This is a genomic window from Polyangium sp. y55x31 (assembly GCF_029946505.1).
Lineage (GTDB): Bacteria > Myxococcota_A > Polyangia > Polyangiales > Polyangiaceae > Polyangium.
In genome coordinates this window covers 123,463-136,150 of the sequence record NZ_JARZHG010000026.1, presented here as the reverse complement: position 1 = coordinate 136,150, position 12,688 = coordinate 123,463, and the positions used below count along the sequence as shown (strand labels likewise).

At 69.1% G+C, this 12,688-nt stretch carries 6 protein-coding genes; 2 read left to right on the top strand and 4 right to left on the bottom strand.

Features of this window, described 5'->3' with window-relative positions:
• Nucleotides 1-31 precede the first annotated feature (31 nt).
• The gene (locus QHF84_RS34165) at nucleotides 32-2,341 is read right to left on the bottom strand and encodes a MopE-related protein (RefSeq protein WP_281317702.1); all 2,310 of its coding nucleotides are present in this window, start codon (nucleotides 2,339-2,341) and stop codon (nucleotides 32-34) included.
• A 50-nt stretch (nucleotides 2,342-2,391) separates the two neighbouring features.
• Nucleotides 2,392-3,216, bottom strand: coding sequence for a TIGR02452 family protein (locus QHF84_RS34160; protein ID WP_281317701.1), 825 nt, complete (start codon nucleotides 3,214-3,216; stop codon nucleotides 2,392-2,394).
• A gap of 109 nt (nucleotides 3,217-3,325) precedes the next feature.
• Between QHF84_RS34160 and QHF84_RS34155 the strand changes: the two genes are divergently transcribed.
• The gene (locus QHF84_RS34155; protein WP_281317700.1) at nucleotides 3,326-6,616 is read left to right on the top strand and encodes a DUF2135 domain-containing protein; all 3,291 of its coding nucleotides are present in this window, start codon (nucleotides 3,326-3,328) and stop codon (nucleotides 6,614-6,616) included.
• 84 nt (nucleotides 6,617-6,700) lie between these two features.
• Here the strand turns inward: QHF84_RS34155 and QHF84_RS34150 are convergent, their stop codons facing one another.
• Together QHF84_RS34150 and QHF84_RS34145 are read right to left on the bottom strand one after the other, a co-directional pair.
• On the bottom strand, nucleotides 6,701-9,955 hold the full coding sequence (locus QHF84_RS34150; protein ID WP_281317699.1) for a beta-propeller domain-containing protein: 3,255 nt from the start codon (nucleotides 9,953-9,955) through the stop codon (nucleotides 6,701-6,703).
• 123 nt (nucleotides 9,956-10,078) lie between these two features.
• Nucleotides 10,079-11,683, bottom strand: a complete 1,605-nt coding sequence (locus QHF84_RS34145; RefSeq protein WP_281317698.1) for a L,D-transpeptidase — start codon at nucleotides 11,681-11,683, stop codon at nucleotides 10,079-10,081.
• A 110-nt stretch (nucleotides 11,684-11,793) separates the two neighbouring features.
• On the opposite strand from QHF84_RS34145, the gene QHF84_RS34140 reads away from it, so the two are divergent.
• Entirely contained in the window at nucleotides 11,794-12,651 is an 858-nt protein-coding gene (locus tag QHF84_RS34140; protein WP_281317697.1) for a hypothetical protein, read from the top strand.
• Nucleotides 12,652-12,688 lie beyond the last annotated feature (37 nt).

Sequence of the window (12,688 nt, the reverse complement as noted above, 5' to 3'; positions counted from 1 at the left end):
CGGCGGAGGCTATCAAAGCCCGGCGCCGGGGTCACCCCTGGATCTTGCCGCGCGGGCTCCGTTTTTCCCGGGCGAGGCGCCTCGCGACGCACGCCGAGAGCCCGAGCACCAGCACAAACGGCACGCCGCCGCTCGTCCTGCGTCCTCGCCCCGCCCCCGCGGCCTCGCAGAACACGCCGTTGCCCTCGAAACCCACGACCGGCACGGGCTCGCAGACGCCGTTCGTCGAAGTCTCCGAGGTGCAGAACGATCCCGCGGGGCAACCGTTGCCCGCCGCGCCGCGGCAGCCCGCCTGGCAGACGCGCGCCGGGATGTCGCAGACGCGCCCGCTGTCCGGCGCGCCGCAATCGGCGTCCTTCGTGCACTCGTTCGGCCCGGGCGCGCAAACGCCGCGCGCGCCGTCCGAGGACGAGCACACCTCGCCATGAGGACAACCATTGCCCCCCACGCCGCGGCAGCCCGGCACGCAAGCCCCCGCCTCGCAGACCGATCCGCTCACGGGATTGCCGCAATCGGCGTCCTTGAAACATTCGAACGCGTCGTCCGCCGGATCGTTCGGGTTCGTCTCGCCGGGATCGACGACGCCGTCGTGATCCGCATCTTCGAGCCCGTCCGGTTTGCCGCCGCCGTCGGTGTCGGCCTTCGTCGGATCCGTCGTCGTGGCCCCGAGATCGCCGTCGGGCACGCAGCTCATCGAGGCGGGGTTCGTCGCGGGATCGTCGCAGCCGTAGCCCATCTCGGTGCCGTCCGACAAACCGTCGCCGTCGCTGTCCGGATCGAGCGCATTGATGAGCCCGTCGCCGTCCGTGTCCGCGTCCTTCGACGGCTCGGCGCCGTCGGGCACGCCGTCGTCGTCCGTGTCCGCGTCGGCCGGATCCGTGCCGAGCATGGACTCTTCCGCGTCGCTCAGGCCATCACCGTCCGTGTCCGCGCAGCCCTCGTCCGCCACGCCGTTGCAGTCGTCGTCCACGCCGTTGCACGTCTCGTTCGAGGGCGAACCCGGCATCACGTTGCACGTCGCAGCGAAGAGCGCGTCGCAAACGATCACGCCCGTCGCGAGGCATGCGCCCAGGCCCACCGTGCACGGATCGCCGAGCCCGAGCCCGTCGTCCACGGCGCCGTCGCAATCGTCGTCGATGCCATTGCACATCTCGGCCGCGGGGTCGCCCGGCTCGACGCTGCACGCGCTCGAAAGCTCGTCGGCGGTGCACACGATGACGCCCGACGCCGCGCACGCGCCGATGCCCACGTCGCAAGGCACCCCGAGACCAAAATCCTCGTCCACCTCGCCGTCGCAATCGTCGTCGACGGCATTACACGTCTCGATGCCGGGTTCGTCGGGCTGAGCGCTGCACTCGCTCGAAAGCTCGTCGCCGGTGCACACGATGACGCCCGACGCGGCGCACGCGCCGATGCCCACGTCGCAAGGCACGCCGAGACCAAAATCCTCGTCGACCTCTCCATCACAATCGTCGTCGACGGCATTACACGTCTCGATGCCGGGTTCGTCCGGGAACGCATCGCAGTACGGGGTTTGCCCACTGCACTGGATCGTGCCGCTCGCGATGCAGGCCCCGATGCCCACGGTGCAGGGCTGGCCGAGGCCGGGGCAGGCGTAAATGCACGTCGCGCCGTCGCAGGCGATCGGGTCCGTCGCGAGGCCGCCGAGCGTGAGGGCGCCCGTGTCCGAGATCAGGTCGGCCGTGAGGCTCTGCGCGTTGTTCGAGGAGCCGCAGACGAGCCGGAACGGCGTGAGCGGCCCGATCCCGAGCTCCACGCGGCCGATGGCCCAATCGAGGAACGCGTCGGCGTTTCCGCTGGTCATCGTGGCGGCCACGACCGAGCGCGCGTGGGTCGACGTCGGGTGGCTCTGCAGGAGCAGCTCGGTGGCGTCGGCCGGCGAGCCGTTGCCGAGCGGGATCGTGTTCTGCCGGAGCTCGACGAGGTCGGGGTTCCCGTCGACGCCCACGGAGAGCTCGTGGCTCGCGAGGTTGCCGTCGGTGTCGATGAGACAGGCCCACCCGAACGAGCGGAAATCCGCGGGCGCGACCTGAAGGACCGCGTCGTTGATGCGCAGGCGGAAGTAGACGAAATCGGCGTCGCCCGCGAAGTACGCCGCGGCGCCGGCCGGCGTGGAGACGCCGACGACGTCGCGCCCCGAAGCCGCGTCCCCCGCGGGATCCGCGACCGGCGTGCCGCCCCGAAGCAACGGCTTCCACGCGGCGTCCGGGGGAAACGTCTGCGCGCCGGCGGACCCGAGCGCCGCGAACGAGGCGAGCCCGAACGCCGCGGCGAGGAGCGCGGACCGAGCGGAGCGACGAGGGCGAACGGTCGAAGCCATGGGCGTTCGGCCGATCGTGCCGGGAAGCGCGTCCGGGCACAAGAGGCCGATCACGGGTTCGCCATCCGCTCCTCGAACGCGCGCAAGGTCGCGCGCGCCGCGCTGCGATCGTAGATCCCGAAGACCACACGATCGAAGGCGCCCGCGAAGCGTGGATGCCCGAGCCAGTTCGCCAGGACGTCCGCGACCTCGCGCGGGTCGTTGCGGAACACGCCGCAACCCCACGCGCCGAGCACGAGCGTGCGGTGGCCGTGGAGCGCCATGGCCGCGAGCACGTACGCCGCGCGCCGCTCGAGCGCCTCCCGGATCGCGGCGCCTGCCTTCTTGTCGCGGCGAAGCGCCTCGCCCGCGTTCGGCGCCGGGGCCGTCACGATCGACAACGTGAAGGGCTCGTCGAGGAGCGCGAGCCGGTCGTCCCGGAAAAACGGCACGTCGGGCGAGTAGATCAGGTGATCGGTGTAAATCATCGACGCCGTCGCCCGGTTTGCCTCGTAATACCGCGGCTGCCGGACGAGGCAGGTATAAAGCGCCGAACACCGCGCGAGGTCCTCCTCCTGGGCTTTCGCGCCGCCGAGAAAACCGCCGCCAGGGTTTTTCGCGGAGGCGAAGTTCAGCGCGGCGATACGCGCCTCGCCCTCGCGGCAGAGCCTGCGCCCCGCGGCCGCGGTCGTCTCGTCCGTCACTTCCAGGCGGATCGATCCGGGGCGCCGCTCGCGTGGCTCGGCGTGCGCGAGGTCGCCCGGTTTGTAGAGCACGGTGCCCGCTGCGGCTGCCTCGACGAGACGTCCGATGTGGACGCGCTGCCCCCCCGCGCTCTCGTATTCGCCGCGGGACACGATGTCGAGGGTCTCGGTCGCGATGCTCGCGAGCTTCATGTTCCCTCCGAAACGCAAAACCGAGTCATGCCGCGAGGATATGTCATGCGCGGCGCGATCGGTCGATCTTCCTGTAAGTCCCGGCGTGCATCTCCGTTATGCTCGGGCCATGACCTCACGTGCGCGTGCCTTCCTCGTCCTCCTCGCGCTGTTCTCGACGCTCTCTACGAGCGCGGGCGGCTGCGGCGGCAGCTCGGCCCCTCCCTCGATGGCGGAAGCGCCCGCGAGCGCCGGGGAGGCCGCGGCCGCGCCCGCGCCCGCCGAAGCGATGGAATCGGAGTCCACAGCCGATTCGAGATACTACGTCGACGAAGCAAAACCCGTGGAGCCGTCTCCGCCGCCGGCAGCGCCCGCACCGATGGCGCCCGGCGCCGCGGCGCCGATGCCCACGCCCACCTCCGCGCCGCCGCAAGCGCCGGTCGCCGGGGGAGCGCCGCGCTCGGCGGTCGAAACCAAGCCCGACAAGAAAGGGCCCGCCGAGGGCAAGCCCAAGGCCGTCGCAGGATCGGACGAGGCGACGACGTGGAAGCGCGCGCAGAGCGGAGCCCACGCGGTGCGCGTGGAGATCGGCGATCGCGAGGCGCTGCCCGTGCGCAGCGTGCAGGCGAAGGTCCAGATCGACGGGTTCATGGCCCGCGTCGTGCTCGACATCGTGGTCAAGAACGACCGCCCCCAGACGTACGAAGGCACGCTCAAGCTGCGCCTGCCCGTGGGCGCGTCGCCGTATTATTTCGCGTTCGGGCAGGACGCGATGGCCATCGCGGGGGACGCCATGCCGGCGTTTTTCCCGGCGGAACGCGCCCGCGGCATGGGCGGCGAGCCGGCCGAGATCCGAATCGCGCGGCAATCTGCGTGGCAAGGCGTGAAGGAGGCGCGCATGGTGCCGAAGGAGAAGGCCGCGCTCGCCTACACGCAGACCGTGCGCCGCAACGTGGATCCGGCGCTGCTCGAATGGGCCGGGCCGAACGTCTTCAATACGCGCGTCTTCCCGCTCGTCGGGGGCAAACCCCACCGCATCGTCCTCGGCTACGACGTGCCGCTCACCCGGATCGGCGAGGACCTCGAATACAGCTTCGATCTGCCGGAGAACGTCGGCAGCAAGGCGATCGATTTCGCCGTCGCGGCCCCGCAAGGCGCGTCCGTGGACGTCACGCCGGCCGCGCCGGCCTTCTCCGGCCCGGACAAACGTTTCTATCGCTTCGACGATCCGTCCGGAAAAACCGTCACGGTCCGCATCAAGAAGCCGGGCGCGGCGCACGTCGTCGCCACGGACGCCGCGACGGGGCCTTATTTCGCGGCCGACATCGCGCCGCAGTTCCCCGCGGCGGCGGCGGCGAAGGGCGAGGAGAATGCGCTCTTCCTCGTCGACACCTCGCTCTCGTCGAACCCCGATCGTTTCAACGTCTGGCTCAAGCTCCTCGACGCGGTCCTCGCGAACAACGAGGACACGATCAAGCAATACAACGTCCTCTTTTTCAACATCGAGCAGACCTTCTGGAAGCCGCGCTTCGTCACGAACGACGCCGCCTCGCGCCGCGAGCTCCGGTCTTTCGCCGAGGGCCTCGTGCTCGAAGGCGCGACCGATCTCGGCGCCGCGCTCGGCCGGGCACAGGCCGCAGCGGGCGCCCCGCAATTCGACGTCTTCCTCCTCAGCGACGGCGCCGCGACCTGGGGCGAGCCCGACGCGCAGATGATCACGAAGCGCCTGCAGAAGACCCCGGTCCGCTCGATTTACGCCTACCAGACGGGCCTCGCGGGCACGGACGTCGACGCGCTCACGCTGCTCACGCGCGAGACGGGCGGCGCGCTCTTCTCGGTCACGGGCGACGCCGAGGTCCAGAAGGCCTCGACGGCGCACAAGAGCCGCCCCTTCCGCCTGGTCTCGGCGCGCGTCTCCGGCGGCAGCGACGTCCTCTTCGCCGGCCGTCCTCGCTTCGTCTTTCCCGGCCAAACCCTCCGCGTCGCCGGCCGCGGCACGCCCGACAAGGACGCCGCCGTCGAGCTCACCCTCGAATCCGGCGGCGGCACGCAGGTCGTAAAAGCCCCGCTCGGCCAGGCGATCCCCTCGCCGCTCGCGATTCGCGGGTATGGCCAGATCGCGGTCGCGCAGATCGAGGAGCTCGCCCCGGCCACCGAGACGATGGCGAAGGCGTATTCGATCCACTTCCGCGTCCCCGGCAAGACCTCGTCGCTGCTCATGCTGGAGTCCGAGGCCGATTACCAGCGCTTCGGCATCGTGCCCGAGGATTTCGCGCGCAGCATCAAATCGGCGGCGGCCTCGCGCGTCGTCGAGGACACGCTGGCCCTCTCGGCCTCCGCGCTCGGCAACCCCAAGGCCACGTTCCTGCGCTGGATCGACGGTTTGCCCACGACGCCCGGCGTGGCCCTCACCGTGCACTCGTCGTTCCGCCAAGCGCTCAACCAGATGCCCGAGGAGAGCTTCCGCGTCGACGCGGCACCGCTCGCCGTGAAATCGCGCGACCGGAAGTCGATCCCCGCCCCCGTGCTCGCCGACCTCGCCGCGCACAAGCTCGATTACGATCGCATGACGGCCGAGGCCGAGCGCCGGCGCGCCTCGCTCGGGCCCGCGGACGCGCTCAAAGCGCTGAGCTCGCTCGTCGAGGAAAACCCCGGCGACGCCGTGCTCGCGCGCGACATCGGCGTCACGGCGATGAGCTTCGGCCTGCCCGCGGACGCGTTCCACCTCTTCCGCCGCGTCTCCGTCGCGCGCCCCTACGAGCCGCAGACGTACCGCGCCATGGCGCAGACGCTCACGCGGCTCGGCCGCACGGACCTCGCGATGGCGTATTTCGAGGTCGGGCTCGCGGGGCAATGGGAAGTGCGGTTCGGCGAGTTCCGCAAGATCCTCGCGCTCGAATACTTCGACCTGCTCCAGCGCGCGGCGCGCGGCGAGCTCAAGACGAGCGTGCCGGAATACGTCAAAGGCCGCCTGCCCCAGGTGGCCCGCGAGACCCAGCTCCAGAGCGCCGACCTCGTCGTGATGATCACCTGGAACACGGACGCGACCGACATCGACCTGCACGTGACCGAGCCGAACGGCGACGTCTGCTACTTCGGCAACCGCCAGACGCAGATCGGCGGCCAGCTCACGATGGACGTCACGCAGGGCTACGGCCCGGAGATGTACGTCCTGAAAAACGCGACGGACGGCAAGTACAAGGTGCAGGCCCATTACTTCGCGTCGGACCGGAACCGCGCCTCGACGCGCACGAAGGTACAGGTGATCGTGTTCGAGGACTTCGGCACGAGCGCGCAGAAGGCGACCGAAAAGGTCATCACGCTCGAATACGGCAAGCAAAAACACGATCTCGTCGAGATCGTCCGCAAGGCGAAGCCAGGCCAGAAGCCCAAGCCGACACTGGAAATGGCGGGGCCCTGACCTTCGCGAATTCGTTCGTGCGTGATTTCGGCGGGAAGTGCGTGAGGGCGCCGGTGGACATCGGCGCCCTCGAGGTGCCCTGAATCAGGGCGTTTGCAGCAGGTTCGACTCGTCGAGCCCGACCTGCTGAATGCCGGTCGGGCCCGCGGGGAGGTAGACCTCGTCGTCGATGATCCGCGGGGCGCTGGATCCGTAATACCAGGTCTTGAAGTAGGCCTGGACGAGCGGCGCCTCCGGCGCGTCGAGGTTCACCATCAGCACGCCGCCGTACGTCGAGAGGAACGCGCGCTTGCGGTCGACGTGCTGGAGCCAGAGGTAGGTCGGCACGCGCGTGTTCGAGAGCGCGACGAAATCGTCGCCGTCCGGGTCAGGCGCGAAGACCGAGAACGACGGATAGGCGCTCCCGTAATAGCTCGGCTGCCATTGCATGCTGTGCACGGCGACCGGCAGGCCCCCCTCGTCCACGCCGAGGGAGTTCACGCGGCGGAACGGCAGGTGCTCGTAGTTCTGCAGGTGCGCGAGGTCGCCCGAGAGCTCGAGCTTCGCGATCGCCGAATCCACGAACTGCTGGCCCCACAGCTCGTCCAGCGTGAAGAGGACCGAGCCCCGCTTGGCGACGAGCTCACCCGGGACGTTGATCGCCGGCCCGATCACGGGCGACGCGGGGTTCGCGAAATCGACGCGGCGAATGAAGTACTGGGCGTACGGCCGCGGATCCAGCGGGACCTCGACGGGCTTCTTGACGGTGACGTACAGCGAATCGCCGTCGTCGAGCAAGCTGACCGCGTCCTCCCCGACGGGCGTCTCGACGACGCCGGCGAGCGCCGGCGCCGTGGGATCCGAGAGGTCGAGCACCTTGAACGAATATCGCGAGGTGGTGGGGTACTGGTCGGAGTTGTAGCAGTAGCCGGAGGGGACAACCGCCTCGTCGTCCGGGAGCGGCACGCAGGAGGAGTCGGCGTCCGTGTGGTCCGTGCAGGTGGCATATCCGCCGACGCAATACTCGGGCTCGCCGTCGACCTCGAAGCAGTTGCGATTGCCCGCGAGGTACGTGCAGCCCTCTTCGCCGCTGCAGATCGGGGTCGAATAGATGTAGTTCCAGCACTGGCTCACGTGGATCGGCTCGTGCGACACGATGTCGACCCCCGTGAAGACCAGCGAATCGCCGACCACGCGGACGGTCGAGCCGTACTGCGTGCCCGAAAGCAAGCTCCCCACGCCCGGCAGATCACTCGTGACGAGCGAGCCGACCTCCGCAGGACTCGCCGGATCGGAGACGTCGTAGACCTGCACCGCGGTCTGGTAATTCGGCCAGTTGTTCGGGACCGACGTCACCGAGACGAGTTTGTCGCCGACCTGGAAGATCGACGCCTGAACGGGCACCTCGATGGTCGCGATGGGCTCGGTGAGCTCGACGTCCTGGCCCTGGACCTTGGGGACGATCTCCACGACCTTCGGGCTGTTCTGCTCCGTCCACCAGTAATACCAGTTCGGCTCCTTGACCCGCGCGAGGTGGGAATCGCCGATCGGAAATACGTCGCTGTACTCCGGCGCGAGATCGAGCTGATCGCGCAGGACCGGGCTATCCGGGTTCGCCTGGTCGTAGATGCGGAGCTCCCGCTCCGAGAGGTTCGCGCCGTTCTGGTTCGGCAAGCGGAAGGCGCGGCGCACCGGGTCCGAATGCAACATGACCCCGCGCCGCGTCACCGTGTGGTCCGAGAACGTGAAGATCTGGACCGCCGATTTCGACTCCCATCCGTCGGGCCCATACTGGTAGCCGTAGAACGGCAGGAGCACGATGCCCGTCTCCGTCTCGCCGCTCGGCGAGAGCACGTTCACCGCATTGTCCGACACGGTGAACGCGCGGTGATCCCAGTTCGCCTCGGACCAGTTCCATCCGCCGTTCTGCCCGTCGACCTCGGCCCGCGTGACGAGCGGCTTCGGGTTTTCGAGGTTCGTGATGTCGTAGAGGCTCACCGCGAGCTTGCGCGAGCCCCCCTCGTCGTTCACGCCGATGCCGACGAGGCGCGTCGCGGAGAAGGCGGGCCGGAAGAAATCGTTCCACCCGGAGACGATGAATTCGCTCTTTTCCTCGACGCTGCCGTCCGCGCCGACCGAGAAGGCGTGAAACGGATCCGTCTGCCGGTACGTCACGGCAAACGCCCGATCGTCGAGGAAGACCGCGCCGAACATGGCCTGATCCGTGCCGAAGGCGACGTGGTCGATGGGGAGGAGCGAGTCGAGGTTCGACGCGTCGTACGTCGTGAGATGGCTCTGCTGGCCGACGCCCCATCGCGGGCCGGAGAAGACACGCAATACGTCGCCGCGCAGATCCATGTGGAACTGCGAGCGCACGTAGCCCGGGACGGTGATCTCGTCGCGCAGGGTCATCGAGCCGTCGATGTTCGAGATGTCCACGACCGCAACGTTGCTGCTCGAGTTCGACCAGACGGAGTTGCCACGGGCCACGAGCAGGACGTCGCCCTCGGCGTGCACGTCGGTCACGTCACCGCCGAGCTGGAGCTCCGATTTCGAGATGAGCTTCGTGGGGGCGACGTCGAAGCTCTTCACGGTGCTCTCGAGCACGTACTCCCAGCTACCGTCGACCTGCTCGTACTTGTATTCGCTGGCAGCGACGTAGAGCGAGTCCTTGTTCTGGCCATTCGCATACCGGCTCGTCTGGATGTAGCCGGGGATGTATCGCTGCGAGAGGAGCTTCGGGTGCTGCCGATCGGCGATATCGACGAGCAGGATCGTCCCGCCCGTTCGGTCTTTCACGACGAACTTCTCGGCGTGCGCCTCGTAGCCGGACCAATCGTTCAGCAGAATGACGGCGCGATTGCCATCCACGTACATCTCGACGGGCGTGCCCTGAATCGGCAAACGGCCGATGATTTGCGTATTCGAGAGGTCGCCGACGTCGATGACCTGGAGCCCGCGATAGAGGTTCAGGTTGAGGAGGACGCCGTCGCTGAGGACACGATAGATATCGCCCTCCTCGAGCTCGCGCTCTTCCTCTTCTTCCTCTTCCTCCTCCTCTTCTTCCTCTTCCTCGCCCCACTGGAGCCAAGGTTCGTCGGCGGAGAGGAACGAGGTGGCGCCCTGCTGCGGCAGCGGCGGCGGCGTGGGACGCGCCTCCGGGTCGATCGGGAGCGGCGGCAGCGGCCCGACGTTCGGAAGCTCGTCGACGTTCGGGGGCACCGGGTCGAGATCGATCCCACTGCCTCCTCCGAGCGGCCCGCCGGTCGGCGTGGCCGTACAACCGGCCAGGAGCGCCACGAGGAGGGAGCCGCAAAGCCCGGCACGCGACAAAGAGAATCCGGCCCGGAGAGCCCGCATGACCTTCGTCCTTTCCGTAATGATGAAACGAGACACGAAATCTCGAAGATCTAACTCATGCCGGGAAGAAGGAGCAAGAGGAAAGCTCGGGTACAAATCGTGCTCTCCGGGAAGAGCACGTCTTCAGGGGTGGACGTACACGAGCGTGCCGCCGGCGGGCGTCATGGCGCCGTGCCAGGCGGCCGGGACGGGCGGATCGGTGAAGTCGAAGAGCCAGGCGGCGTCCGCGGGCGAGACGTTCACGCAGCCGTTGCTGCGCGCCTTGCCGAATTCGTCGTGCCAGTAAGCGCCGTGGATGGCGTAGTTCTGGTGGAAGTACTGGACGTAAGGCACGTCGTGCAGCTCGAACGCGGCCTCGCTCGCCGGATCACCGTCCATCGTCGCCGTGACGTGCTTCGATTGCACGAAAAACGTGCCCTGGACCGTGGCGCCCGTGGTCTCCGGATCCGAGAGCCCGCCTCGGCCCGTGGAGACGAGCGTGGCGAACACGGGGTTCGTGCCCTCGTAGGCGACGAGCATCTGCAGCTCGATCGAGATGTCGATCCAGCGCTTGCCGCGCTTGGCATGCCCCCAGAGATCCTGCCCGAGCCGGCCGATCCGCAAGCTGCTCGCCGCGAGCCATACGCCCTCGGTGGTCTCGACGTACGCCGCGAGCGCCTCGCCCGGTTTTCCCTCGACGCGGTGCGCGCCGCCGCTCGACGCGCGCCCCGTGAGCACCCAGCCGCTGCGGAAAGGGACGTACTCCGCGGGCCGGAGCTTGCCTTCTTCATCGGGCCGGAGCGCGCGCAGGCCCTGGTGCATGACGAACGCCGGCATCCCCGGAGCCTTGAAGACGACGCCACGCAGCTCGGAGAGATGCGCGGGCCGCGTGCGATCGATCGGGACGAGATCGAGCTCGGTCGTGAGGCCGAAACGGCGGCCCGTCCAGTCGAAGGTGGCCATCAGCCCGAAGGCCGAGCGCGCCTTGGCGCGGCCGCGGTGCGCGTGGAAGCGGACCTTCTCCTCGGCGCCCGCGGGCTTCGGCAAGTCGCGGCCGGATTCGAGGAAGGGGGAGATCGGATCGGCATCGCCGATCGTCCTGCCAATCTCCTGCACGATCCAGTCGTTCATGCCCCGAGCGCCGAGGGGGCGGCCCTCGACGGTGTGTTGCTCCTGGGGCGTGGGGAGGTGGACGTAGAGGTGAGGCGGGGGGCTGCGCGAAACGACGTAATGGTACGGGAAAGGCTCGCCACGGCGCGGGCCGCGGACAGCCGCGAGGGCGACCGGGTGCTTCGTGTCGAGCGTCGCGCCCGTGCCCACGCAGACGTAGCCGCGCGGGTGGATCCGATAAAAGCCGCCCTTGCACCGCTTGAAACCGGCGGGCTCGGCGGCGCGCGGGACGATCGCGCCCGCGCGCAGGTACCCGAGCCGCGTGGACTGGTAATCGGGCGCGATGTACACGAAGTTGCGCATCGCGATGCTGGCGAGCTCGTGGCCCTGGCCCGGCTCGAGGTCCGCCGGCGCGGGGCCCTCGGGCTCGGGCTCGCTCACGGCCGAGGGCTCGGGCGGGAGCGGGAGCGAGCCTCCCGAGGCGAAAGGCGCCGCGGGCACGGCCGGATCCGGCCCCTCGACAGTGCGGCCCGGCGGCTCGTCGGGCGCGCCGCACGCGACGAACACGACGAGCGAAAGCGCGAACGCGACGAAGCGCGCTCGCGGCACCTCGTTCGGGGGCGTTCGGCGCGCGTCCACGGCGGGGGACTATAGCCGATCCTCGCCGGATGCGAGGGGTTTGCCCGCGGAGCGGGAAGAGGGCATTTTTGGGCTCCCGGGGCGGGTTCGGGTCTGCTAGGTTGTAGGGCATGGATCCCAAGCCTGATCGGTCGATGGTCCTCCTCGCGCCGCCTCGCAGCGGCGGCGGCGCGGCGCTGTCGTTCCCGCCGTCAGGCTCCCGCTCGGGACGTTTTCCGCCGGTCGACGAGCACATCGTCGTGCCCGAGACGACGCGGGACGAGATGATCCGCGGCCGCAAGGTCTCCGCGCAGCCGGCGCTCGAGCCCCACGCGGACCTGCAGACGAGCCTGGATTTTTTGATCCTCCCGCACGTCCGTCCGGGCTACCGGCCCTCGACGGAGCTGCTCACCCGCGTCGCCGAGGGCTCGAACTTCGCGACCGACCTGTCGATCCGGCGCGAAGGGCAAGACCCGGCCACCGGGCGGCGTTTCCTGGAGGAGATCTCGTTCGAGATCGTAAACGAGCAGAGCGTGCGCGACGTGGTCGAGAAGGCCGAGGAGCTCGCCGAGCGCGGCGTTCGCCGGGTGTTCGCGATCTTCGTCAAGCGCCGCGAGGTCTGCGAGTGGTCGCCGGAGAAACACGCGTTCGTGCCGCTCCTTTTGGACGGCATGCTCGAGGATCCGTGCTTCGTGCGTCCCATTGCGGTGCGCGCGCTGCTCGACGTACAGAACGCGGAGCGCGAGGTGGTGCGCGCGCTCGAACGAAAAGGGAACGCGGAGCTCGAAAGGCTGAAGGAGGGCGCGCGCGACGCGGGCCGCGAAGAGGGCCGCCGCGAGGCGCTCGGCACCCTGCTGCGGGCGCGCTTCGGCGAGATTTCGGCGGACGCCGAGGCCCGGATCGCGGGAGCCACGCGCGCCACGCTCGACGCGTGGATCCTGCGCCTGCTCGACGCGAAGACGATCGACGAGGTCTTCGCAGAGCCCTGAGCGTATCCACGCGGGCGCAGCTCTTTACGCTCGCGAC